Origin of the sequence: Agromyces sp. NPDC058126 (assembly GCF_042884595.1) — a bacterium.
Lineage (GTDB): Bacteria > Actinomycetota > Actinomycetes > Actinomycetales > Microbacteriaceae > Agromyces.
This window is the reverse complement of record NZ_JBHVTS010000001.1, coordinates 686777-713063: the sequence shown is the minus strand read 5'-3', so window position 1 is coordinate 713063 and position 26287 is coordinate 686777. Positions and strand designations below refer to the sequence as shown.

The 26287-nt window shown below is 69.5% G+C and carries 9 protein-coding genes; 4 read left to right on the top strand and 5 right to left on the bottom strand.

Annotation, left to right across the window (positions count from 1 at the left end; translation table 11 throughout):
- Window positions 1-183: 183 nt before the first annotated feature.
- Complete coding sequence (locus tag ACFVTR_RS03175) at window positions 184-1242, bottom strand: BMP family protein (protein WP_387034663.1); 1059 nt, start codon at window positions 1240-1242, stop codon at window positions 184-186.
- A gap of 21 nt (window positions 1243-1263) precedes the next feature.
- Window positions 1264-2382, bottom strand: coding sequence for a mannose-1-phosphate guanylyltransferase (locus tag ACFVTR_RS03170; protein ID WP_387034661.1), 1119 nt, complete (start codon window positions 2380-2382; stop codon window positions 1264-1266).
- A gap of 173 nt (window positions 2383-2555) precedes the next feature.
- Between ACFVTR_RS03170 and sdhC the strand changes: the two genes are divergently transcribed.
- The 4 genes from sdhC to ACFVTR_RS03150 are packed head-to-tail and all read left to right on the top strand — an operon-like array spanning window position 2556 to window position 6005.
- A complete protein-coding gene (gene sdhC, locus ACFVTR_RS03165) occupies window positions 2556-2978 on the top strand; it encodes a succinate dehydrogenase, cytochrome b556 subunit (protein ID WP_022888266.1) in 423 nt (140 codons plus the stop codon).
- Window positions 2979-2990: 12 nt separating this feature from the next.
- Window positions 2991-3422, top strand: a complete 432-nt coding sequence (locus ACFVTR_RS03160) for a succinate dehydrogenase hydrophobic membrane anchor subunit (RefSeq protein WP_157422406.1) — start codon at window positions 2991-2993, stop codon at window positions 3420-3422.
- Window positions 3423-3429: 7 nt separating this feature from the next.
- A complete protein-coding gene (gene sdhA, locus ACFVTR_RS03155; RefSeq protein ID WP_376941128.1) occupies window positions 3430-5241 on the top strand; it encodes a succinate dehydrogenase flavoprotein subunit in 1812 nt (603 codons plus the stop codon).
- A 2-nt stretch (window positions 5242-5243) separates the two neighbouring features.
- Window positions 5244-6005, top strand: a complete 762-nt coding sequence (locus ACFVTR_RS03150; protein WP_387034658.1) for a succinate dehydrogenase iron-sulfur subunit — start codon at window positions 5244-5246, stop codon at window positions 6003-6005.
- A 124-nt stretch (window positions 6006-6129) separates the two neighbouring features.
- On the opposite strand, the gene ACFVTR_RS03145 is transcribed toward ACFVTR_RS03150, so the two are convergent.
- From ACFVTR_RS03145 to ACFVTR_RS03135, 3 genes are all read right to left on the bottom strand, one after another.
- Window positions 6130-16011 (bottom strand): hypothetical protein, encoded by a 9882-nt coding sequence (locus ACFVTR_RS03145; protein WP_387034656.1) that lies wholly within the window; start codon window positions 16009-16011, stop codon window positions 6130-6132.
- A 286-nt stretch (window positions 16012-16297) separates the two neighbouring features.
- Window positions 16298-23449, bottom strand: coding sequence for a DUF5979 domain-containing protein (locus tag ACFVTR_RS03140; protein ID WP_387034654.1), 7152 nt, complete (start codon window positions 23447-23449; stop codon window positions 16298-16300).
- Between the two features lie 372 nt (window positions 23450-23821).
- The gene (locus ACFVTR_RS03135; RefSeq protein WP_387034652.1) at window positions 23822-26287 is read right to left on the bottom strand and encodes a hypothetical protein; all 2466 of its coding nucleotides are present in this window, start codon (window positions 26285-26287) and stop codon (window positions 23822-23824) included.

Genomic DNA, 26287 nt, shown 5'->3' with positions numbered 1-26287 from the left:
CCTTCACAGTGTCCTCCAAAGACTGCGCCCCGACCTTCGCGAGGCTCGTGCAGAAACGTTACCCAATGTTGCGCGGGACGCCATCGACCGCGATCGCGATCGGCGTCAATGGTTATCTAGACGCAATCTTCTGCTCATATGAGCAGCGCTCGGCATCCCCCGAACGGGGTCGATCCGTTCCCCCTACGGCGCGCTCGGCGACTCGACGACGAGGTCGCCGTCGATGATCGCCTGCCGCAGGCCCTCGATCTCCGCGTCGAGCTCGGGAGTGACGAGCGGGGCGAGGTCGTGGTACGGGGCGATCTCGACACCGCCGTTCTCGAGCGTGCCGATGAACGGCTCGTTCGTGAACTCGCCGGCCTCGACGTCGCCGACGATGTCGACCATCGCGTCCTGCGTGCGCTTCAGCACGCTCGTGAGGATGACCGGGCGGAACTCCGCCGACAGGGTCTCGTAGCCGTCGCTGTCGACCCAGATCACCGAGGCCCCGCGCTCGACGGCCGCCGCGGCGGCCCCCTCGCCGACCTGGCCGGCGACCGGCAGGATCACGTCGGCGCCCTGGTCGATGAAGCCCTCGGTCATGACCTTGCCCTTGTTGACGTCCTCGAAGTCCCCGGTGAACGAGCCGTCCTGCCCGGCCTTGTCCCAGCCGAGCGCACGCACCTGCGTGCCGTGCACCTCGTTGTACTTCGCGACGCCGTCGACGAAGCCGTCCATGAAGAGGGTGACGGGCGGCTGGTTGCCGCCGCCGAAGGTCGCGACGACCCCGGTCTTCGACACGCCCGCGGCGAGGTAGCCCGCGAGGAACGAGGCCTGCGCCGTGTCGAACACGACGGGCTTCACGTTGTCGGCCTCGACCGTCTCGTCGACGATCGCGAATGCCGTGTCGGGGTTCGCCCCGGCCTCCTCGAGCGTCGACTCCGCGAGCTCCCAGCCCACGGTCACGACGAGCCCGCAGCCCGAGGCGACCGCCTGGGCCACGTTCGGGGCCAGGTCGGTCTCGCCGGTCGAGACGAGCGCCTCGGCCTCGATGCCGTACTCCTCCTCGGCCTGCTGCAGGCCCTCCCACGTCGACTGGTTGAAGGAACGGTCCTCGAGGCCGCCCGAGTTCGTGACCATGCGCACGCAGCCCTCCCCCGCGGCGTCCGTGCCGCCGGCGTCAGGGGCGGAGGCGCACGAGACGAGGGCGAGGGATGCCGCGGCCACCGCGGCGACGAGGAGACTGCGCGTTGCCCTGGGCATCCTGAACCTGCCTTCTCGTGCCTAGAGCACGTCGCTCGAACCGCCGAGCCGGAGGGCGTCGACGACCGCCTTCACCCGCTGCGCGTGTTCGCTCGTGGTGACGAGGAGCGCATCGGGCGTGTCGACGACGACGATATCGTGCACGCCGATCAGGCTGATGACCCGCTTCGACCGGCTCACCACGATGCCGCTCGACGCGTCGGCGAGCACCCGGGCGTTCTCGCCGAGGATGGCGAGCTCGCCGGAGCGCCCCGCCGTGTTCAGCTTCGCGAGCGAGGCGAAGTCGCCGACGTCGTCCCACTGGAAGTGGCCGCGGATCACCGCGAGCCGGCCGGCGGCCGCCGCAGGCTCGGCGACCGAGTAGTCGATCGCGATCTTCTCGAGACGCGGCCAGATGCGATCGACCGCGGGGCCGCGGGTCGACGGGTCGTCCCACGCCTCGGCGAGCTCGAGGAGGCCGGCGTGCAGCTCGGGCTTGTTCCGGGCGATCTCGGCGAGCAGCTGGTCGGCTCGGGCGATGAACATGCCCGCGTTCCAGAGGTGGCGACCGCCGGCGAGGTACCGCTTGGCGGTGGCGAGGTCGGGCTTCTCGACGAAGCTCGAGACGAGCTCGCTGTGCCTGGCGCCGGGCACGTCGAGGGGCTCGCCGCACTCGATGTAGCCGAATCCCACGGCGGGCTCGGTGGGGGTGATGCCGATCGTGGCGATGTACCCGGCCCGCGCCGCCGCGACCGCCTCGGCGACGGCGCCCTGGAACAGCGCGTCGCCGGAGATCACGTGGTCGGCCGCGAAGGAGCCGATGACCACCCCGGGCTCGCGGCGCTCGAGGATGGCCGCGGCGAGGCCGATCGCGGCCGTCGAGTCGCGCGGCTCGGATTCGAGCACGATGTTCTCGTCGGCGAGCAGCGGCAGCTGCGACTCGACCGCGGCGCGGTGGGCGCGTCCGGTGACCACCATGATGCGCTGTTCGCCCGAGAGCGGGGCGAGGCGGTCCCAGGTGTCCTTGAGGAGCGTCTGTCCGGAGCCGGTGAGGTCGTGCAGGAACTTCGGCGCATCGGCGCGCGAGAGCGGCCAGAGCCGCGAACCCACGCCACCGGCGGGAATGATGCTGTAGAAGCCATCGAGGGCTGCGGAGGTCATCCGCTCAGGATAGTCGGCGCATGCCGGGCCCGGGCGGTATTCGCCGCGGCGGCGAGTGGATAAGGCACACCTCACCTGCACGTCGACCGGGCCGGGTCTAGACTCTGATCGGGCCGTCGCGCCCGTGCGCCCGCATGTCCGGGCCTGAAACACACAGCCAGGGAGGGTTGTTCATGCCAGAGACCTCGGCAGGAACCCTGACCACACCCGAGAAGCCGGCGAAGCAGAAGCCGGGCGGCACGCTCTATCGCGGCCACGAGGGTATGTGGTCATGGGTGCTGCACCGCATCACAGGTGTCGCGATTTTCTTCTTCCTTCTCGTGCACATCCTCGACACGGCACTCGTGCGGGTGAGCCCCGAGGCGTACAACGCGGTCATCGGCGCCTATCAGACCCCGATCATGGGCCTCGGCGAGGTCGCCCTCGTGGGTGCGATCGTGTTCCACGCGTTCAACGGGCTGCGCATCATCCTCGTGGACTTCTGGGCCTGGGCCACGCGTCACCAGAAGGTCCTCTTCTGGGTCGTCATCGCCCTCTGGGTCGTCACGATGCTCGCGTTCACCCCGCGTCACCTCATCAACGTCTTCAGCCACTAGGGGCCCTCCGACATGACTGCGATCGAATTCCCCGGCGAACCCCGCCGGCGCGGCTCCAACCTCGAGAAGTGGGGCTGGATCTACATGCGCGCCTCCGGCGTCGTGCTCCTCGTGCTGATCTTCGGCCACCTCTTCATGAACCTCATGGTCGGCGACGGCATCCAGGCCATCGACTTCGGCTTCGTGGGCGGCAAGTGGGCCGACCCGTTCTGGCAGTGGTGGGACGTCCTGATGCTCTGGCTCGCCCTCATCCACGGCGCCAACGGCATGCGGACCCTCGTGAACGACTACACGAACCCCGGCACCGTGCAGAAGGTGCTCAAGGGCGCCCTGTTCGCCGCCGCGGCCGTGCTGATCATCCTCGGCACCCTCGTCGTCTTCACCTTCGAGCCGTGCCCCGCGGGCGCCCCGGCCGACCTGCTCCCCTCGTTCTGCGCCGCATAGGAGATTCGTGAACACCCAGACCTCCGACGCCGAGACCAAGATCGTCGACGGCGTCCACTACCACCAGTTCGACATCGTCATCGTGGGCGCGGGCGGCGCCGGCATGCGCGCGGCCATCGAGGCCGGGCCCGGTGCGAAGACCGCCGTGATCTCGAAGCTCTACCCCACCCGCTCGCACACGGGCGCGGCGCAGGGCGGCATGGCCGCGGCGCTCGCGAACGTCGAAGAGGACTCGTGGGAGTGGCACACCTTCGACACCGTCAAGGGCGGCGACTACCTCGTCGACCAGGACGCGGCCGAGATCCTCGCCAAGGAGGCGATCGACGCGGTCATCGACCTCGAGAACATGGGCCTGCCGTTCAACCGCACGCCCGAGGGCAAGATCGACCAGCGGCGCTTCGGCGGGCACACCCGCGACCACGGCAAGGCGCCCGTGCGCCGCGCCTGCTACGCGGCCGACCGCACGGGTCACATGATCCTGCAGACGCTGTTCCAGAACTGCGTCAAGCTCGGCATCAACTTCTTCAACGAGTACTACGTGCTCGACCTCGTGATGACCGAGGTCGACGGCGTCGAGCAGCCCTCGGGCGTCGTCGCGTACGACCTCGCGAGCGGCGAGCTGCACGTCTTCCAGGCGAAGGCCGTGATCTTCGCCACCGGCGGCTTCGGCAAGATCTACAAGACGACCTCGAACGCCCACACGCTCACCGGCGACGGCGTCGGCATCGTCTGGCGCAAGGGCCTCCCCCTCGAGGACATGGAGTTCTTCCAGTTCCACCCGACCGGTCTCGCCGGCCTCGGCATCCTCCTCACCGAGGGCGCCCGCGGTGAGGGCGCGATCCTCCGCAACGCCTCGGGCGAGCGCTTCATGGAGCGCTACGCCCCGACCATCAAGGACCTGGCGCCCCGCGACATCGTCGCGCGCTGCATGGTGCAGGAGGTCGCCGAGGGCCGCGGCGCCGGCCCTCACAAGGACTACGTGCTGCTCGACTGCACGCACCTGGGTGCCGAGGTGCTCGAGACCAAGCTCCCCGACATCACCGAGTTCGCCCGCACCTACCTCGGCGTCGACCCGGTGTACGAGCCGGTGCCCGTGATGCCGACCGCGCACTACGCGATGGGCGGCATCCCGACGAACGTCGCCGCCGAGGTGCTGCGCGACAACACCACCGTCGTGCCCGGCCTCTACGCCGCCGGTGAGTGCGCGTGCGTCTCGGTGCACGGCTCGAACCGCCTCGGCACGAACTCGCTGCTCGACATCAACGTCTTCGGCAAGCGCGCCGGCCGCAACGCGGTCGAGTACGTGAACTCCGGCGTCGAGTTCACCCCGCTGCCCGACGACCCGGCCCGCGGCATCCGCGAGCTGCTCGCGCAGCTGCGCGACTCGAACGGCACCGAGCGCATCGCCGCCATCCGCAAGGAGCTCCAGGACGAGATGGACAAGGGCGCGCAGGTGTTCCGCACCGACGAGTCGCTCGCCCACGTCACGAACGTCATCGCGGGCCTCCGCGAGCGGTACAAGAACATCGCCGTCCAGGACAAGGGCAAGCGGTTCAACACCGACCTGCTCGAGGCCGTCGAGCTCGGATTCCTGCTCGACCTCGCCGAGGTCGTCGTCTTCTCCGCACGCAACCGCAAGGAGAGCCGCGGCGGCCACATGCGCGACGACTTCCCGAACCGCGACGACGAGAACTACATGCAGCACACCATGGCGTACCTGTCGGGCGACGCCCACTCGGCCGACGCGGCCGACCACATCCGGCTCGACTGGAAGCCCGTCACCGTCACGCGCTACCAGCCGATGGAAAGGAAGTACTGATCGTGAGCACCGCCACGCTCGAACAGGCGCCCGCCGCTGAGGCACCCATCCAGTCGTTCACCGTCACCTTCCTGATCCGTCGCTTCGACCCCGACGTGGACACCGAGCCGCGCTGGCAGGACTTCGACGTCGAGATGTACGCGACCGACCGCGTGCTCGACGCGCTGCACAAGATCAAGTGGGAGCAGGACGGCTCGCTGACCTTCCGTCGCTCGTGCGCCCACGGCATCTGCGGCTCCGACGCGATGCGCATCAACGGCCGCAACCGGCTCGCGTGCAAGACCCTGATCAAGGATCTCGACATCTCGAAGCCGATCTACGTCGAGGCGATCAAGGGCCTGCCCCTCGAGAAGGACCTCATCGTCGACATGGAGCCGTTCTTCGCGAGCTACCGCGAGGTCCAGCCGTTCCTCGTCGCGAACTCCACGCCCGAGCCGGGCAAGGAGCGCGTGCAGTCGGTCGCGAACCGCGCGATCTTCGACGACACCACAAAGTGCATCCTCTGCGCCGCGTGCACGTCGTCGTGCCCCGTGTTCTGGACCGACGGCCAGTACTTCGGCCCCGCGGCGATCGTGAACGCCCACCGCTTCATCTTCGACTCGCGCGACGAGAACGCGCAGACCCGCCTCGACATCCTCAACGACAAGGAGGGCGTGTGGCGCTGCCGCACGACCTTCAACTGCACCGAGGCCTGCCCCCGCGGCATCGAGGTCACGAAGGCCATCGCCGAGGTCAAGCAGGCGATCATGCGCGGCAAGCCGTAAGCAGAGATCCAACCCCGAACGGGGCCGGTGCCGGATGGCACCGGCCCCGTTCGCGTTGCGAGAGCCCCTCGCACGCACGAGGGGCCGGCGCATCCGAAGCACCGGCCCCTCGCTCACGCGACCCCTACGAGGTGTGCTGTTCACCCGGGCGGCGGCGACGGACGATCGTCACCGACACCAGCAGCGCACCGACCAGCAGGAGCCCGGCGGCGCCCCACAGGAGGGGCCCGCCTGCGAAGCCGGTCGAGGCGATGCCAGGAGCCGGCGGCTGCGGCACTCGGACCGTGACGGTCGAGTCGTCGCAGAGGATGGGCAGCTCGGGATCGAGGACCGCGGCCGGGGCCACCGTTCCCGGCTCGAGCTGCGGCTCGACGGGTGCGTCGTCGGGGTCGTTCCAGCAGACCTCGCCGGTGTTCTCGACCCGGTCGACCTTCGTCGCGGGATCGAGCACCACCGAGAGCACCACGTCGGGCGCGTCGGGCTGCGTGCCGCCGATCATGCCGTTGAGCACGCAGTGGAGCAGACCGCCGTATCCGTCGGAGTCGGCCCCGGTGACCTCGCAGTCGTCCCAGCGCGGGAACGCGGGCGCCTCATCGGTTGTGATCTCCGTGACCTTGAGGTCGGCCGGGATCTCGTCGAAGAGCTCCATGTTCTCGATCGCGCCGAGCCCGGAGTTGGTGACCGACAGCGTGTAGTCGAACGCGCCGCCGGGCTTCACCTCCTCGACGCTCGCGGTCTTCACGATGTCGACCGCAGGGTCGCGGACGACCTCGCACGCGGGGGTCGCCTGCGGGTACACCGCGAGGATCGACTGGCTCGGGTTGACCGAGAAGGTCACCGTCATCGGGTTCACCTGGTCGGCGAACGCGTAGCTCTCGAGCTTCGAGTCCTTGACCATGTTCTCCCAGATGTCGACGATGCCGTTCTCGCCGACGACGTCGCCCTCCTGGATCAGTCGCCATCCGGGCCATCCGATCGAGATGCCCTCGTCGTTCACGACGCCGTAGGGCCAGAGCAGCCGCCCGTCGCGCTCGTCCCACGGGATCTCCATCACGACCGGCACCGCGTCGGGGTAGACCGTCGGGTCGGGCGTCCACGTCACCGTGATCGGCCCGGGCTCGACATTCTCGGACACAGCGACGTTGTGATAGAGGTACGGCACGTCGGCCACGCAGCGCGTGTACGCGGACGGGTCGATCGCCTTCGTGGGCACGTCGACGTCGTCGCAGTCGTTGGCGGGCACCATGTCGGGCATCGTCTCCGCCGCGGCTGCGGCACGGTCGGCCTCCTCGGGCGCGGGCACCGGGATCGCGACGCACGCCTCGTTGTGGATGTCGTCGAGGTCGATGACCGGCAGCACCGGCGGCGGGTCGTTCGGCCCGACCGGCGGCACCGGAGGCAGCGGCGCGGGCACCGCGACCTGCACCGGGATGGTGATGGTGGTCACCGCCCCGGACGGGTACGAACCCGAGTACGTCGCCGAGAACGCGTTGTCGGTGTCACCCGAGGTCTGCGTCCAGGTGCCGGGCTGCACGGGGGCAGCCGCGGGAGTGAAGGTCGCCGCCCCGGTGACGACGAGGTCGTCGGGGAGGAGATCGGTCACTTCGAGGCCCGTCACGTCGAGCGTGCCGTGGTTCGTCACGGTGAGCTCGTACTCGAAGGCATCGCCGGCTTCGACGGCGGTCACGCCGTCGGGCAGCAGGTAGGTCTTCTCGATGCCCACGTCGAACGAGTCGGCGACGTTCTTCACCGTGCACTCGGTGACGCCGCCCGGCTGCACCTGCGCGTGGGTCACCGCCGCCTCACCGCAGAGCCATGCGTCCGCGGTGTAGTAGTCGGCGAACTCGTGGTCCTCCTGCTCGGTCTGCAGCTCCTCGCCGAGTTCGTACGAGCCGGTCGGCACGACGAGCGAGGTGCCGCCGCCGTTCAGGTACTCGGCGAAGTGCGTGCCCGAATCGGCGCTCAGGTTCCAGTCGGTCGCCGCGAGCAGCTCGTCCGGCGTGAAGCCGAGGTCGAGCAGCGCCGTGTTGTCGACGGTCTTCGTCAGCTTCAGCTTGCCGACCGGGATGTCGGTGCATCCCTCGAGCTCGGTGACCACGGTGCCGTTCACCATCTCGGCGGTGTTGAGGAACCCGCCGCCCGTCTCGGTCGCCTCGCACTTCGCGAGGTCGATCGACTCGATCGAGGCGACGTTCGCACGGACCGTGATGGTCCACACGTGGGTGTCGCCCGCGGTGATCGGATGCGCCGTGGCGAGCGTCGTGGCATCCTCGCCGTTCCAGCCCGCGACCGGGTTCCCGTCGGGGTCCTCGGCCGTGGCCTCCTCGATGGTCACGCCGTCGGGGAAGACGAGCGTGTCGCCGAGGTCGTAGACGAGGTCGTGGTCGCCGACCGTGTCGACCGTGATGTCGTAGGTGACCTCCCAGTCGCCGAGGCCGAGGTACGTCGCGGGGTGCGCGACCTTGACCGCGGTGGTACGGCCGGGCTCGTCGCACGCCTCGTCGTCGGTCGGCAGACCGTCGACGGTGAGGGTCGCGGAGTTCGCGAATCCTCCCTGCTCGCCGGGCACGCAGCCCGTCGAGCCGTCGCCCTCGCCCTCGCCCTCGTCCCAGACCGCGTCACCGGTGACGGTGGCGTGCACCGTCACGAGGTACTCGTGGGTGCCGACGGCGGCCGTCAGGACGACGTCGTTCGCGAGTTCCTCGACCGGTTCGGTCGCGGGGTCCTCCCAGACGTCGCCCGAGCCGTCGGGGCCGGTCCACGAGGCCTCGTCGATCTCGATGCCCTCGCCGAAGCCCGCCAGGGAGTCGACCAGGTCGTAGGTGACGGGCGAGACGACGCTCTCGTTCGTCACCGTCACGGTGTAGGCGATCGTCCAGGTGCCGTCGTCCTCCTGCACGACCCCGGTGACCTCCTTGTCGAACAGGTAGCTCGCCGGCTTCGCCGTGTTGACGATGGTGCACGTCACGTCGTCGCCGGGTTCGAGGTTCGCGGTGTCGCCGGTGAGGACACCGGGGACGTCGCAGCTCCACGCACCGGCCTCGAACTCGTCGGCGCCCTCGAAGTCGCTCGCGAGCTCGGCGAGCACGTAGTCGACGTTCGACTCGACTTCACCGGTCGCGGTGCCGTCGCCGGTGACGACGGCCGCCTCGCCCTCCTCGGTCGCCGAGACCGTCCACAGCGTCGGCGGGAACTCCGCCTCGACCGAGTCGGGGGCGACGTCCTTCACGAGTGTCAGGGTCGGTGCGATGTCGATGTTCTCGATCTCGCAGTCGACCGTCGCGCCGAGCTCCGTGACGGTGAGCGTCGCCTCGGTCGAGCCGGGCGTGCTGACGAGTGTGAACGCGTCGGCGCCCTGCTCGGAGCTGCAGCTCCACGTCGCGGCGACCTCGTACGCGACGCCGTCCTCCCACACGACCGAGACCTCGTTGAGGGTGTACCCGACGTTGAGATCGACGGGTCCGCTCGCCTCGCCCGGTCCCCCGAAGCCGTCCTCGGGCGTGCTCGCCGACACGGTCCAGTCGGATGCCACGGCGTCGCCGCCGTGCGCATTCGTCACGATCTTCTCGAGGTTCACCGTCTGGACGCAGTCGACCTCGTTCGTCACGAGATAGTTGTTCACCGTGGCGTCGAGCGTGTACTCCCCCGTGCCGTTCCCGACGGCGTCGACGATCTCGCAGCCCTCGGGCACGACCACGTCGGTCTCACCGATGGCGACCTCGTCGCCGAGCGAGTACGGGCCGTTCTCGGCATCCCAGTCGACGTCGGTGCCGTCGAGCTGGCCCTGTGCGGTGAAGCCGTCGGGCAGTTCGTCGCTGTCCCATGCGATCGGCTCGCCGCCGTCGATCACCCACGCCTTGTCGACGATCACGATCACGGGCACGTCGAGGCAGTCGTCGTCGGTCCAGGTGCCCCCGGAGGTGACGACCGCACCGTTCAGGAGTCCCTGCCCGTCGTCGCCCTCGCAGAGGAGCGCCGGCGACCCGTCCGCGTCGTCGACCGTGAACGACACCGTGACGGTGAAGGTGTGGGTCGCGCCACCGGCGAGTTCCTGGTCCTCGACGATCACGTCGGTCGCCGGGCTCGCGCCGTTCCACGCGGGATTCACCGTGACATCCGCGCTCGTGACCGCACGATCGGTGATCGTGACGCCGTCGGCGAAGTCGGGGGTGTCGGCGAGGTCGTAGACGAGCGACTGGCTCGTGCTCAGGTTCTCGACCGTGATCTCGTAGGTGGCCTCCCAGTGGTCGCCCACCTTGACGGCCTCGGTGCCGACCGCGGTCTTCGTCACCTCGGGCTCGGCGGGCAGGCCGCAGCCGTCGTCCGACTGGGGCACGCCGTCGCTCGTCAGCGTCGCGGTGTTGAGGAATCCGACGTTCGGCTCCTCATCGCTCGGGTCGCAGGTGTTCGTCGTCGGGTCGGTGAACGCCACCTCGTCGACCTTCGCGGTCACCGTGACCGTGTAGCTGTGCACCTCGTCGATGTCGATCACCTCGGGGGTGGCGACGATCGTCTCGGTGGGGTTCGCCTCGGGGTCCTCCCATTCGCCGTCCGTGCCCTGGCCCGCCCACTCGGCGGTGAGGATCTCGACCGAGGAGCCGAAGTGCAGCGTGTCCTCGAGCGTGTACGTCGAGATGTAGTCGCCGTTGCCGGTCACCGTCACGTCGTACTCGACGGTCCAGACGCCCTCGCCGTCCTGGGTGACGGTCGGGTCGGACTTCTCCACCGTGGGACGGCCGCCCGGCTCAACCGGGGTGCAGTCGTCGGAGGTGTCGACGATCTCGCCGCTCGTGAGCCGGGCCTCGTTGAAGAAGCCGACGCCCGACTGCCCGTCGACGCAGAGCCGCTCGTTCTCGGGCAGGCCCGAGGGAACGGTCGCGTTGAGGGTGATGCGGTAGACGTGCACCGCTCCGGCCGCGATCGGCTCGTCGGCCACGACCGGGATGGTCGCCGGGACCGGCGACGCGTCGGTCGTGATCGGACCCGCCACCGGCGAGACCTCCTCGACGGTGTACGAGTTCAGCGTCACCGACGCCGGGAAGCCCGGAACGTCGTCGAGCGAGTAGTAGCCCGCCTTCGCGCCCGGCGCGGTGTTCGAGACCGTCAGCAGGTAGCTGACGTCCCAGGTCGCGTCGAGCTGCTGGCTGGCGGTCGCACCGCTCTTCAGCACGTCGGGCGCGCTGGGGCTGTCGCAGGCCGTGTCGGTCTCGGCGATTCCGCCGACGGTGAGCACCGCCGCGTTGTTGAACGCCCCATCGGCGTCGTCCTGCGGGCAGGCGGTCTGGGCGGGCGTCAGGGTCGGTCCCTCGAGCGCGATGCCCGTGACGGTGATGATCCAGACGTCGGATGCCCCGCCGGCGAGGTACGCGTCGGCGACGAGTGATCCGGTGCCGGCCCAGCCGGCCGCGGCCGGCGACCCGTCGCGGGTGACCGCGTAGCCCGCACCCGAGAGGTCGACGCCGGCACCGAAGTGCAGCTCGTCCTCGAGCGAGTACGTGCCGCCGACGGCGCCGGTGTTGTCGACGTCGATGCGGTACTGGATCGTCCAGAGTCCGTCGGCACCCTGGCTCACCGAGCCGGGAACGACCGTCTTGTCGTGCTCGATGACCGGCGGGTCGACCGTGACGCAGCCGGTGGCGTCGTCGGACTGGTTGCCCGACTCGACGGTCGCGACGTTGTTGAGTCCGCCGTCGCCCGGGCACCGGAAGCCGGCCTGGTCGGCACCGATCTCGACGATGACCTGCACCTGGTAGACGTGCTGGTCGACGCCCGCCGTGCCCGCGAGGGTCACGTCGTCGGCGAGGAGCGTGTTCGGCGCGAATCCGGTCCACGAGGCCTCGGTCGGCACGGGCTGGACGACGACGGTCGCCGGCCCGGTGGCGGTGACGCCCGTCGGCAGGTCGAGCTCGTCGACGAGGTCGTAGACGACGCTCGTGGTCGCGGACGGGTTCGTCACGGTGATCGTGTACGGAAGCGTCCAGGTTCCGTCGCCGTTGTCGACGGCGGTGCCGCCCTGCTTGGCGATGGTCGGCTTCACGGGCAGCTCGCAGTCGGATGCCTCGTAGGGCACCTGACCCACGTACATCGTCGCCGTGTTGAGGAAGCCGATGGTGCCGGGCTCCAGGTCGTCGCATGCGCCCTGGGTCGATCCGGTGAAGTCCGCGTCGGCGTCGACCGTCGCGTTCACGGTGACCCGCCAGGTGTGCGAGGTCCCCGCGGCGAGCTGCGGTTCGTCGTCGAACGGCTGCACGGCGTCGAACCCGACCGTCCAGTCCTCGACGGCGCCGGCGGGCAGCGGCTGCACGCGCTGGTAGCTCGCGCTGTTCACCGTCACCTCGGAGCCGAAGTCGAGCTGGTCGGAGAGGATGTAGTCGATCGGCTGGAAGGCGCTCGGGTTCGTCACGACGATGTCGTAGGCGATCGTCCACGAGCCGTCCGCGTTGGGCGTCGGCACGGCCGCCGTCTTCGTGATCGACGGGGTGAACGGCTTCAGCGTGTTGGTGACCGTGCACTCGACCGCGTCGCCGGCGCCGAGCGCGGCTACGTTCGGGCCGGGGATGTCCGGGCCGCCGTTCAGCGAGCAGAGCCACGCGCCGGGGCCGAACTGGTCGGCATTCGGCAGATCGGTGCTCTCCGCGAGCTCGAAGGCGACGCCTGCGGGAACCGCCACGACGCCCGTGGTGCCGTCACCGCTCGCGACGACCTGGTCGTCGTCGGCGCGGCTCGCGCTCAGCGTCCACTCGTTCGCGGGGGCGACGTCGCCGGTCACGATCTTCGTGAGCTCGAGCGTCGGGGCGATCGGGTCGTTGGAGATGACGCAGGTGCCCTGCCCGAGCGCGGGGAGCGTGATCTGGTCGGTCTCGACGTACTGGCCGTTCGGCGACGTGCGGCACATGACGCTCGTCTGGGTCCAGCCGTCGGGCCCGCCGCTCTCCGAGACCGTGTACGCCTTGCCGGGGCGCAGGTACACGGTCTCGCCCGTGGTCGCGTCCTGGGCGTCGAGGCCCGGGATCGCGGGCGCGTTCGGGGTCGCGGTGAGCGTCCAGTCGCTCGGATCGGCATCGATGCCGAGGTCGTTGTCGACGTTCTTGATGAGCGTGAGGGACGCGGTCTGGTTGACCGCGGTGCACTGCACCCGGAAGCCCAGCGGAACCGTGACGCCGCCGTTGAGGCCGTCGGCGAAGCCGGGGACGACCGTGCCGCCCGCGTTCACCTGCACGCAGTCCCAGCTGCCCGTGGCGGGCGGGATCGGCACGGCGTTCAGGCCGAGCGTCTGCACGTAGCGCGGGTCACCCGTCTCCACGAGCGGGTAGGTGACGTTCGGGGTCACGAATGCCGTCGCACCGGGGCTGCCGGTGGCGCCGTTCGGTCCGGCGAGTGCCCCGCCAGGGGCCACTGCGTCGAGGTTCCACGCCGACGCTGCGACCGGGCCGTTCGAGACGGTCTTCTTCAGCGTCAGCTGCGAGTCGCAGGTGACGGTGTTCGTGATGGTGTACGTGTTGTCACCCGGCTGCAGCGTGGCGCTGTACGGCAGGGCCCCGTTGGCCGGTGCGCTGCCGTTCGCGAGGGTCACCTTGCTGTCGGTGATGCGGCAGAGATCCCGCGAACCGACGCTCGTCGTCTCGTTCAGCGACACGACGGTGTTGGCCGGGACCGGCCCCTGCGGCGTCACCCACGGTGCGTTCGCGCCGCCGACGGTGAGCTGCGCCGTCAGGCCGATCGGCTGCTGACCGTTCTGGTAGGTCACGCCGTTCACGACCCAGACCTTGTTGACGCTGTACGTCGACTGCGGCAGCGGTGGCCGGTTCCAGACTGTGCAGGTGACGGCCTGCGTCGAGCTGACGGGGACCGAGAAGCCGTTCGTCTCGTTCGTCACGGTGATCGCGTTCCCGGTCGCGACGTCCGTGCAGACGGCGTTCTTGCCGCCCGATGTGACGATGCTGTGGCCCTGCGGGTCCTCGGTGACCTTGACGGTGCCCGAGGTCGTGCCGCCCGCGAAGGTGAGCGGGAGGTTCACGGCTCCGGTGCCGGCAGCCGTCACGCCCGACTGCGATGCGGGAGTGATGCCGCCGGTCGTGGGCTCAGCGGTGAAGGTCCAGCCGCCCGCCGGAGTCTGGCCCGTCTTCTGCTCGCCCGTGCTCGTGTTCGAGACGACCTGCTTGACGACCGAGACCGATCCCTGGCAGGCGCCGAGCGCGAGGTTGCGGAGGATGGTTCCAGCCTGGTCGTAGCTCGCGGACTGGAAGTAGTCGGAGTTCAGCTGGCTGCCGGAAATGGCCACGAGGTTGTCGGGCGAGCCCCCGACGCCGCTGCCGACGCCGAAGGCGATGACACGTGTGCCGAGCGCCTTCACGGCATTCGCCGAGAACACGCCGTTCTCGACCTCGCGGAATCGAGTGCGGTTGCCCGGGCCCTCGTTGTTCGCGTAGACCGTGGGGTTACCGTCGGTGAGCACGAGTGCGATGTCGTACTGAGTACCGCTCGTTGCGACCTGGTAGATGCCGCGGTCCCAGTTCGTCGCCCCGCTGGGGGTGCCGAAGCTGTCGATGTGGTTGCGCACCGTGTTCGCACCGCCGACCGTCGAGACCGGCGTGATGCCCAGGTTGCCGCCGACGCTCGCGGGCGCGACGTTGTTGAAGGTGAAGATGCCGACCTGTGAGGGCGTGCCCTGCAGGGCGGTGACGAAGCCCTTGGCGGCGTCCTTCAGGTCGGCGAAGTTGGGCTCCACGGAGCCGGAGAGGTCGATGACGAGCGCGATTCGCACGCCACACTGCTGGGCCCTGGTCGGATTCGCGAGCGAGTTCTGCCAGATGCCGCCGGAGGCGTTGTTCGCGGTGTTGCCCGTGGCGATCATGAAGTCGCTCAGCGAGCTGAGGGTCTCGCCTGCGTCGACGTCGGCGATGCGGAATCGGTAGTCCGCGGAGGTGGGCGAGGTGCCGGTCGCGAGCGTGTCGTTCGAGAACCAGCCGGCCGGGACGCCCGGAGTCGCCTGCGCGACCCAGAAGTTGGAGTTGTTGGCGTTCGGCACGACGAAGCTGCAGACGCCGGCGGCGGTCGAGGTGCAGGTCGCCCACGGCTGGTTGATGATCGAGCCGAACGAGCCGCCATTGTCGGTGTAGAGCTGCAGGGTCACTCCGCCGAGACCGCCGACGCTCGAGATGCCGGTACGTGCCCCACCGACCTGGACGTTGATGGTCGCGGGACCCGAGTACGTCTGGGTGAACGTGCAGTTCGCGAACTTCTGGGTCGGGCTGCCGTTCGTGTTGCTGAAGGTGACCGTTCGGTCACCCTCGTCCCAGTCGGGGTCGTTGTTGCCCGATCCGCCCGTGGTGCACTCGAACGTCGTCGTGTAGTTGGCAGGTCCGTTGTCGGCGAACAGCGTGTAGGTGTTGTTGCGCGGCACCGGCCGGGTCTGCCCCGAGGTGAAGTTGTAGTTGTCGCTGTTGCTCGAGCGGACGGCGTGCAGCGTCCACTGGCTCGCCGTCGCCGGTCCTCCGGAGACGACGTTGGTGATGGTGAGGTTGCCGCAGTTCGTCGTACAGTCCGCCGTGTCGGCCGGGAAGACCGCCATCGGCGCGACGAGCTGCTCGGCGGCCTCGGGAGCGGGCGCCGGCTCGGCCGGCGCCGGCTTGGCGGGCGGTGCCTCGGCCGGCGGCTCCTCTGCGGGCGGTTCCTCGGCCGGCGGTTCCTCGGCCGGCGGCTCCTCCGCCGTAGGCTCCTCGGCCGGCGGCTCCTCGGCCGCGGGCTCCTCGCTCGGCGCCGTGCTCTCCCCCGTCCCGGGCTCGACCGACTCGCTCGCGACCTGCGCCGACTCGGGCGCCGTCCCGTCCGATGCCTCGCCTGCTGCGAAGGCCATCGTGGGCAGCCCGATCGCGAGCATCGCACCGGCGGTGACGGCGGCGATGGTCGCGCGGAGCGATCGGCTTCGTCGCTCCTGGCGGCGGCGTCGGGCGCGACGTCCTCCGGGCTTGCGGTCGGAGCGGAACGGGTCGAGCAAGCTGTCCATGGTTCTCGAACCTTCGTGATCGGGTGATGCGCACGGTGGCACAGATCGCGCAATTGCGCCGAGTCAACCAGAGGATTCGGGGGACAAATAGGGGGACAATGACACCAAAACGGGGGGCATCCTCCTGTGCTATATCGCTGTTGATCAGGGATTCAAGAGAAGTGTCACCCGAAAGCGGGGTACTCGACGATCACTCGACTTCCCCCATTCGGGGGACACACCAACGGGGGTCGGACCTCGATGGTCCGACCCCCGTTCGCCAGGGCTTCAGTGCGCCCTCACCGACTCACGCGACGTGTGCGCCCTGCCTGCGCCGGCGGATCACCATGCCGGCGGCGACGAGCAGTCCGCCGAGGAGCACCAGTCCTGCAGCGCCCCAGACGACGGGCTCACCGCCGAATCCGGTGGCGGCCATGGGCTGCGGGATCCGCACGGTCACCGTCGAGTCGTCGCAGACGACCACAGGATCCTCGGAGGTGTCGTCGGCGTTCTGCCAGCACACCTCTCCCGTGTTCACGACGCTCGTCGCCTTCGTCGCCGGGTCGACGTGCACGTCGAGCACGATGGGCGGGGCTTCGGGGTAGTTCGGACCGAGCACCCCGAGCAGGTCGCAGTGCAGCAGTCCGCCATAGCCCTCGGCGTCCTGACCGGTCACCTGGCAGTCCTCCCAGCGCGGGAAGGCGGGAGCGGGTGCCGTCGTGATGTCGTCAACCCGGAGGTGCGACGGGATCTCGTCGAAGATCTCCACCGGCTCGGCCGAGCCGGTGCCCGTCGCGGTGACCTCGAGCGTGTACTCGAAGTTCGTGCCGGGCTTGGCCTCCTCGACGCTCGCGGTCTTCAGGATGTCGACCTCGGGCTCGCGATCGATCGCGCAGGTGGGCAGCGCCTGCGGGTACACCGCGAGCACCGACTGCGAGGGGTTCACCGAGAACGTGATCGTCGCCGGGTTCTCCATGTCGCGCCAGGGGTAGGTCGGCACCGTCTCGTCGAGGATCAGGTCGCCGAACCGGGTGCCCGGCGTGGGCGGGTTCGTGAGGTCCTCCTCGGTGATCGGGCGCCATCCGGGGAACTCGAACGGCACGCCGTTCTCGTCGACCGCGGCACCCGGCCAGAGGAGCCGGTCGTTGCGCTTCTCCCAGGGCACCGTCTGCACCTTGGTCAGCGTGCCGTCGGCGCTCGTCCAGGTGACTGTGATGTCGCCGGGCTCGACGTGCTCGCTCGCCGCGACGTTGAAGTACAGCCACGGGACATCCGCGATGCATCGCACGAACGCGGCCGGGTCGATGGCCTTCCGCGGCACCTCGACGTCGTCGCAGTTGTTCGCCTCGATCAGATCCTCGAGCACGCCCTCGCCGCCCGTGATCGCGACGCACGCCTCGTTCGGCACGTCGCCGATCTCGATCTCGGGCGTCGGCGGCGCCGGGTCGTCGGGGCCGACGACGTCGGTCTCGACGGGCTCGGGCTCGGGCAGCCGCACCGGAATCGTGATGGTGGCCACATCGCCCGGCTCGAACGGTCCGACGCCGTGTGCGGCGAACTCGTTGTCACCGACCGTCGGCTGCTCGGTCCAGGTGCCGACGCCCTCGAAGGTCGCGGGGCCCGCGACCTCGAGCTCGGGGTCGACCAGGTCGGTGACGTCGAGCTCCTCGACGTCGATGCTCGAGTGGTTGGTCACGGTGAGCACGTAGTCGAACTCGTCACCGCCCTCGATCGCGTCGTCGGGCAGACCGCTGAGGTCGTAGTTCTTCTCGATCCCGACGTCCACGAGTTCGGCCTTGTTGGTGAGGTCGCAGCTCGTGAGCTCGCCGACCTCGACGAGCGCCGTGTCGTCTCCCTCGCCGTCGCGGTCGCAGATCCAGCCCTGGCTGAAGAAGTACTTCAGCAGCGGGTGGGTGGATGCCTCGGCCGTCGGCTCCTCCGAGAGGCCGTACTCGCCCGTGGGAAGGGTGAACACGGTGCCGACGTGCCCGAGCACCGCGACGCTCTCGTCGGCGCCGGTGCCCGTGAGCAGCCAGTCCTTCGGTGCGAGCTGCTCGAGGTCGCCGAGCCCGAGGTCGGCGAGGTCGATGCCGTCGAACGCCGAGAGGTCGACGTGCTTCTCGAGCGTGAGCCGGCCGACCGGGATGGTGTCGCAGTCGTCGACCTTCGTCACGATCGTGCCGTTGTCGAGCACCGCCTCGTTGAAGAAGCCGCGACCGCTGGTCGACGCCTCGCAGGTGACGTGATCGATCACCGTGATCTCGTCGACGTCGGCCACGACCACGACCGTGTAGGTGTGGACCGCCGACTTCAGGATCACCGCGTCGTCGGCGAGCGTCGTCACGGAGTCGCCGTTCCAGGCCGACGTGTCGAAGCCCGCGTCGTTCGTCGCGGTCGCCGAGACGATCTCGACGCCCGCCGGGAACCCGAGGTCGTCCTCGAGGTCGTAGTACTGGTCCTGCGTGGCGCTCTCGTTGGTGACGACCACCTCGTAGGTCACGGTCCAGTCGCCGTCGTCGCCGCGCACCGGGCTGCCGACGAGCTCCTTCGTGACCGTCGTGCGGCCGGGCTCGTCGCAGTCGGTGGCCGGCTGCGGTTCGCCGTCGCCGACGATCAGGAACGCGGTGTTGCGGAAGCCGCCCTGGGTGGTCTCGCCCTCCTGGCACTGGTCCTGCGAGGTCTCGTAGACCTCCTCGCCCGCGGTCGCGTTGATCGTGATCGTGTAGGTGTCCGTCCCGGAGGCCGGCACCGACTCGTCATCGGCGAGCACGTAGTTCGATGCCGTCGGATCCCAGTCGGCGGCGTCGTCGCTCGGCCCCTCGGCCTCGGCGTCGTTGATCACGATGCCGACCCCGAAGAAGGGCTGGTCCTGCAGGTCGTAGACGAGCGGCGCGACCGGGCTCTGGTTGGTCACCTTCACCTCGTAGACGAGGTCCCACGTGCCCTCGGCGTTCTGCCCGATGGAGACGAGCTCCTTCGTGATGAGTCCGGTCGGCGGGACCACGTCGTTCGTCACGTCGCAGCTGAGCGTGGCGCCCGGCGTCGCGACGAACTGGTTGCCCGCCGTCTGCGGGTCGGAGTCGGTGCACGTCACCGTGCCGCCCGACCAGCCCGCCGGCAGTTCGCCCTCGGTCACCGTGTAGACGGTGCCGATCTTCAGGTTCGTCCACGTGACGCTGTCGGTCACGTTGCCCACTCCGGTCACCGTCTGCTCGGCCTGCGGCAGCACGCCGTCGGCGGGGGCGATCGTGAGCGGGAACGACCACTCGAAGCCGTCGGGGACGCCGGTCACGTGCTTGGTCACGGTGACCTCGCCGGGCACCGCCTCGTTCGTGATCGTGCAGCTGATGGACAGGCCGGGCGTGACTTCGAACTGGAAGCCGGCGAGCTCGTCGTCGGCATCCTCGAGGTCGCCGCCGTTGCAGATGAAGTCGCCCTCGTTCCAGCCCGACTCGTCACCCTCCGTGAGCGTGTAGGTTTCGCCGACCACGAGGTCGGTCCAGCTCACGCTGGAGTCCGCCTCGGTCACGTGCTGGGTCGCCGGCTGCGCGCCGACCGCGGGCGAGATCGTGATCTCGAAGTCGAAGGGGTAGCCCTGCGGCACGCCCTTCACGATCTTGCGCACCGTCACGTCGCCCGTCTCCGGGGCGTTCGTGTACGTGCAGACCACCGTCTGCCCGGCCGCGAGCTCGATGCTCGCCGTCGCGCCCTCGGTGTCGACGCCGTCCGGCGGCGTGCACTCGAGACCGGTGAGGTCCCAGTTCGCCGTGTCGCCCTCGGTGACCGTGTAGCCGCCGGGGAGGAGCGAGCCGAAGGCCTGCGGGTCGTCGCCGTCGGTGAGCGAGAACTCCTGGTCGTCGCCGTCACCCGCGAAGGTGAAGGGGAACGCCTGGGTCGCGCCGCCCGGGATCTCTCCGACGCCCGGCACCACCTTGTCGACGATGATCGTCGACAGCTCGGTGTTCGAGTAGGTGCAGACGACGGTCTCGCCCGGATCGAGGTCGATGCGACCCTTGAGCGGGTTCACCTGGTCGATCGACGAGCCGTTGTCGGCGCCCCCGACACGGGACTCGACGCAGCCGACGAGTTCACCGACGTGCGTGTTCGTCAGCAGCTCGGTCACGCTGTAGCTGCCCGCCACGACGTTGTCGTAGCTGCTGGCGCCGGTGCCGTTCGCGGTCGTCACGCCGAAGGATCCGATCGACGGGTTGCCGGCCCACGGCCACGTGCCCGTGAACTGGAAGGTGCCGTCGGCTCCGTCGATGTTCTTGACGATGATGATCTTGCCCTTGGCCGTGTTCGTGATGTCGCACTCGAACACGTCGCCCGGCTCGACCGTGAAGCCCGACTCGTCGACGGACTCCGCGGTGTCGTCGCCGGCGTGGGTGACTTCGCAGACGAGCTCGCCCACGACCCATCCGGCGCCCGGGTCCTTCTCGGCGAGCGAGTAGGTGGTGCCGGGCACGAGGTCGGTGAACGTCGTGTCGCCGACGCCGCCGCCGGCGGGGGTGGTGACGATCTGCTCGATCGGGGCGCCGGCCGGGTCGATCGGGGTCAGCACGAAGGTGAAGCTGCCGGCCGCGCCGACCGAGGTCTTCGTGACCTTCGCCGAGGCGGGCTCCGCCTCGTTCTTCACCGTGCACTCGAGCGAGAAGCCCGGCGTGACCACGAACTGGTCGCCCGGCTTGCCGGGGTTCGAGTCGGGGCCGCACTCGACGACGCCGCCGGTCCAGCCAGCGGGCAGGTCCTCGGTGATCGTGTACTCCTCGCCGACGACGAGGTCGGTCCAGGTGACGGTGTCGCTCGTGTTGCCGGTGCCCGACACGGTCTGCGTCGCGCTCGGCTTCACGCCGTCGGCGGGGTCGATCGTGAGGTCGAACTCCCATTCGGTGTCGTCGGCGACGCCGTCGACCGTCTTCGTGACCTTCACCTCGCCGGGTTCGGCGACGTTCTTCACCTCGCACTCGAGCGAGAGGCCCGGGGTGACGGTGAACTGGAAGCCCGGGTCATCCGACTCGTCGTCGATGCCCTCGCAGGTGATCGTCCCCTCGTCCCAGCCGGCGAGGTCGCCCTCGGTGAGGGTGTACGTCGTGCCGACGTCGAGGTCCTTCCACTCGACGATCGGGTCGTCGTCCGTGGCGTTGATGGTTCCCTGCTGGCCGCCGGGCACCGGGCTGATCGAGATGGGGAACGACCAGTCGTAGCCGTCGGGCACGCCGTCGACCTTCTTCTCGACGGTCACGCTGCCCTTCGTCGCCGTGTTGAGCACCGTGCACTCGACGGTCTCACCCGGCGAGAGCGTGATGCCGATCGGCGAGTCGGCGGTGGGCGTCTCGCCCGAGCAGGTCATGCTCGTGACGTCCCAGCCGGCCTCGGCGAGCTCGGCGAGCGTGTACGCGCCGGGGACGATGTTGTTGAACGCCTTCGACTGGCCGTCCTTCAGCACGAAGCCGCTCTGCCCGGTGAGGGTGAAGTCGAACTCCTGGGCGGAGCCGTCGGGGTTCGTCTGCTTCGTGACGATGATGTTGCCGCGCTGCGTGTTCGTGTAGGTGCAGGTCACGAGCTCACCCGGCTGCACCGTGATCGTGGCCTTGCCCTGGGCGATCGAGACGACCGAGTCGCCCGTGACGTCTTCGACGCACGTCAGGTTGGTGAGGTCGTAGAACGGAGCCGGGGTGGTCTCGGTGACGGTGTAGGCGCCGGGAGCGACGCTGTCGAAGAGCTTCGTCGCGGTGCCGCCGACGGTGGTGAGGTCGAAGCCCGAGAGGTCGGCGCCGGTCGTGGTGAAGCTGAACGTGCCGTTGTCGCCGGCGACGTTCTTGATGATCTTGATCTGGCCGTCCTGCTCGTTGGTGAACGTGCAGTTGAGCACCTGGCCGGCGATCGTCTTCAGCTTCGCGGTCGCGGTCGCGAGGAACACGTCGCCGTCACCGTCGCCGTCGGCGTCGCAGACGATCGACTTGAGGTTCCACTGGGGCGTGCCCGGCTCGGCGATCTCCGTGATGTCGACGTTGCTGCCGGGCGTGTAGTAGAAGACCTGCGAGCTCTGCCCGCCCGGAACCTGCACGTTGCCCTGCTGCCCGGTCACGGTGAAGTCGAAGGTCGCCGGGTCGCCCGCGGCGGCCTTCGTGATCTTCACGCCCGAGGTGACGTTCTCGATCGTGCAGGTGGTCGTGGCGCCGATGTACAGCTTGAAGCTGCCGTCGGTCGTCGACTCGACCTGCCCGTTCGCGGGGTTGGTGACCGAACACGTGGTCTGCTTGAACGCCCACGGCGACGGCGGCGTCGCCTCGGTGAGCTTGTAGTCGTTGCCGGCGAACACGTTGCCCCAGTTGTGGGTGTCGCCCAGGCCGATCGCCGCACCGAGGCCGTTGTTGCCGGCGACCGTGTCGGTCGGGCCGGTCAGCGTGGCGTCGTGCACCTGCCCGCCGCCGGTTCGGGTGACCGCGTAGTTGAAGGAGGCGTTCGGCGCCCCCTGCGGGGTGCCGGCCTTCTTCACGACGAGGCTGCCGCAGTTCGTGAGGGTGATCGGGTTCGACGACACGAGCTGGTCCTGCAGGGTGGCGGTGTCGCTGTTGCCGGTGCGGGTGATGAAGCCCGAGTCGAGGAACGAACGACAGGTGCCGTCGGGCGGCAGCAGCCCGGAGGCCGTGAGGTCGACCGCCATCTCACCGAAGGTCGCGTCGGTGCCGCTCGTGTTGGTGTCGGTGTTGCCGCCGACCGCGGCCTGGTAGACGACCGGGCTGCCGATGGGCTCCCAGCTGTTGCCGTCCCACGAGAGCACGCGGATGGAGGTGGTCGGGCTGCCCGAGGGGTCGTAGTTGAACTCGACCAGGTAGTCGTCGGACCGTCCGGCGGCCGGCCCCTGGAAGACCTCGTAGGAGGTCATGTCGCCGTTGCCCGAGAGGCGCGTCCAGTAGGCGTAGAAGATGGTGTGCTGAACCCCGTTGACCGTGACGACCTCGTACGCCGAGCCGCCGGTGCAGGCGTCGCCCTTCGCGTTCGCCGAGTTGGTGATGAGGTTCTTCCACGGGTTGTCGTCGATCTTCGCGCCGCCCGGGAACACGCTCAGCGTCTCGGTGGCGCCGCAGGTGCCGGGAGAGCCGAGGGTCGCCCCGCTGTCCGCGGAGCGCTGCGCGGCGAGGATCCCGCTCGACTGGTGCCCGGATGCGGTCGTGTACGCGGGCTTCGGCGTCGATCCCACCACCCCGCCCCAGTCGTTCGCCCCGGCCGTGTTGCCGTCGATCTCGAAGCTCGTCGAGATCGACCCGAGCGTCGCCGCCGCGGCCGAGGTCGCCGGCGCGATCGCCATGAAGACGGCACCGCCCGTCGCGAGCAGCCCGGTGATCGCGAGCGCGCTGATGAGACGCTGTCTCGCCCGCCTCGCCTGGTGCCTCAACGAGCGACGTCCGGTCGCCTGGTCGGTGGAACGGGTGCGGTGGGATCGCGTGACGTTCATCATCAGCCTTCGGGTTTCGGAAGCGGGTGAGCTTCCGGCTGTTCCGGCCCGGGCGACCGGGCCTGGGGTGCGCGGGCACGCATCCCCGGTGGTCCGCTTCCGCGAACCGGTGAACACGCGGGTACGAGTTCGCGCTCATCCTCGCATCGGGGCACGGGCCCGAAACAGGGGCCCACTGGCACCAAAACGGGGGGATCCTCAGGTTTGGGGGACAGATTATTCCCCTGATGAGCGCAAAATGGGGGACAAAGCCGATGCGTTCGAATGCTCCCCTGCCTCGGACCCGTTCACGCCCTCGGCCGGGGCACCCGACCGCCAGCACGACGGATGCCCCGCCGGGATCGCTCCCGGCGGGGCATCCGACTCATCGACTCAGTTCTCGCGAGGACGCCGAAGCCCGCGCACGATCGCCGCAGCTCCGAGGAGCACGAGCATCGCACCGAGGGGCAGCATCGCGGAGGTCCGGACTCCGCTCTCGGCGAGGCCAGCCGGCGTCGACGACGGCGTCGACGGCGGCGGCGACGGCTGGTCCGGCGCCGCGTTGCAGTTCGGCGTCGGCGGCGGGTACACCACGTCGGCGTCGTTCGACGGGTTGATCCGGATCTCGACGACCGCCTCGGCCCGCAGGTCGTAGAACGGCGCACTCGGATCGAGGATCCAGGTGCCGTCGGGCAGCAGCGTCCACCCCGGCCAGTCGGTCGGGTTGCCGTCCGCGTCGACCTCCGCCCCCGGCCAGAGCTGCTGTCCGGAGATGGTGTCGCCGCTCACCCACCCGGCCGGGTAGGCGATCGGATCGACCTGGGAGGCACCGTCGGCGAGGAGCGCCGCGACGTCATCGGCCGGGATCGAGGGGTCGCGATTCGCGAAGGCCTCGGGCGTCCACCAGATCAGCGAGATGGGATTGGCTCCCGGGTCGCTGATGTTGAACGGCGTGATCGAGTAGGTGAACCACGGGGTGTCGTTGACGCACTGCGCGAGTCCGACGAGTCCGATCGCCTTCACCGGGGTCTCGGCGTCGTCGCAGTTGTTGTCGGGATTCGAGTCGAACCCGGGCTCGGCCGCCTCGACCTCGGCAGCGGCGATCGACGGCGCCTCGGGTTCGGGGTACGCCTCGCTCGCGACGCAGGCGCCGTTCACGAGATCGGGGATCGGCTGGTCGGGCGCGGGTTGCGCCAACTCGCCGACCGTGACCTCGAACGTGATCGTGATCTGGTCCCCCGGGAAGATCCAGCCGTTGTGCTGCACGGTGAGCACACCGTCCGCCACCTCGACCGGGTCCCACTCGCCCGGGTTCGGCGAGATCACCGCCGAGCCGTCGACGTACGTCACCCCGTCGGGCAGGAGGTCGGTGACGAGGCTGCGGTACGCCGGGTCGGTGCCCTTGTTCGTGATCGTCAGCGTGTAGGTGATGACGTCGTCCTCGCCGGAGTCGACGGGCTCGTCGCCCTCGGTCGCCTCGTCCTTCTCGAGCACGAGGTCGATGTCGACCACGGGGTGGTCGACGACGCAGACGTCGTCGTCCACGGCGACCGCGTTCGCGGCGAGCGCGGGTTCCTCCTCGCTCGGGCACTCGCCGCCGGGGCCGGGCGTGACGACGTTGTGCAGCAGTTCGCCGAATACATCCTCGCCCACCTCGATGGTGTACGAGACCATGGCGACGTCACCGGGCCCGAGATCGGGCACCGCCCAGGTGAGCACGTCGCCCACCGGGCCCGAGAGTCCCGCGCCGAGGTCGACGATGCTGCCGTTGTCGAGCACGTCGCTGACATCGTCGAACGCCGTCGCCCCGGTCACCGTGGCGTCCGAGTCGTTGTAGGCCTGGAGCGTGTACACGATGAGGTCGCCGGGTTCGACGACCGCGCCGTCGGTGGGCGTCGACCACTTCTGCAGGAACCAGTGCGGCACCGGGACCCGGGGGCACGGCTGCACGGTGATCGTCTTCACGAGGTCGTTCTCGGTATCGTCGCCGACTCGATGGAGGACGACGTCGTAGCTGCCCGCCCCCAGCGCGAAGTCGTGATCGAGGACGTCGCTGAACGTGACCGAGTCGATGACTTCATCGGTGCCCGACTTGTACACGCTCAGCGTGTAGTCGAATCCGAGCAGCAGCCCGAGGAGCGCGACCTTCACCGGCGGCGGGGTCCCTCCGGCCTCGGTGCAGATCTCCGCGCTCAGCTTCATCGTCGGCGGCGCGGGGTTGCAGTCCTCCTCGGTGATCTCGGTCTTGGTGGTGTTGAGCCCCGGGAAGTGATGCTGGACCCCTTCTTTGTCGAAGTAGTCGAACACCGGGATGATGTCGCGACCGTCCTGATGCTCGGAGTGCGCGTGCGTGGGATCGGTCGGGTCGTCGGGGTCGCCGTTGGGGTCGATGATCGACCGCACGCTCGGTGAGATGAACACGTACGGGTTCGACTCGCTGCTCGTCGCGTGGCAGATGGCCACATGGTCCTTCCACTCGGGGATGGTGGTGACCGGGGGTCCGCCGTTCTCGTCACCCGTCGGCGCCACCGTTCGCGCGGCCGGTGCGGGTGCCGCCGCCTCGGCCGCGGGCGGCTCGGCCGCCGCCGCGGGCTCGGGTGCGGGGGCCGCCGGCTCGGCGGGCTCGGCTGCGGGCTCCTCGACCGGCTCGGGCTCGGCGACCGGTTCGGCGGGAGGTTCCGCGACCGGCTCGGCTGCCGGCTCCGTGGCCGTGACCTCCGCGCTCGGCGGCAGCTCGTCCGCCGCGGCGAGCGCGGGCGCCCCGAAGAGCACGAGTGCGCCGACCGTGAGTCCGGCGAGCCCGGCGCGGAGGCCGTGAGCCGGACGCTCGGCGCGATGGGCAGGTTGATGACGGTGCAT

What these genes read in the sequence shown, in the direction of transcription:
- sdhC (WP_022888266.1), top strand. Translation starts at nt 2,556, where the DNA reads ATGCCAGAGACCTCGGCAGGAACCCTGACCACACCCGAGAAGCCGGCG.
- ACFVTR_RS03145 (WP_387034656.1), bottom strand. Translation starts at nt 16,011, where the DNA reads ATGGACAGCTTGCTCGACCCGTTCCGCTCCGACCGCAAGCCCGGAGGA.
- ACFVTR_RS03175 (WP_387034663.1), bottom strand. Translation starts at nt 1,242, where the DNA reads ATGCCCAGGGCAACGCGCAGTCTCCTCGTCGCCGCGGTGGCCGCGGCA.
- ACFVTR_RS03170 (WP_387034661.1), bottom strand. Translation starts at nt 2,382, where the DNA reads ATGACCTCCGCAGCCCTCGATGGCTTCTACAGCATCATTCCCGCCGGT.
- ACFVTR_RS03135 (WP_387034652.1), bottom strand. Translation starts at nt 26,287, where the DNA reads ATGCACCGTCATCAACCTGCCCATCGCGCCGAGCGTCCGGCTCACGGC.
- ACFVTR_RS03160 (WP_157422406.1), top strand. Translation starts at nt 2,991, where the DNA reads ATGACTGCGATCGAATTCCCCGGCGAACCCCGCCGGCGCGGCTCCAAC.
- ACFVTR_RS03140 (WP_387034654.1), bottom strand. Translation starts at nt 23,449, where the DNA reads ATGAACGTCACGCGATCCCACCGCACCCGTTCCACCGACCAGGCGACC.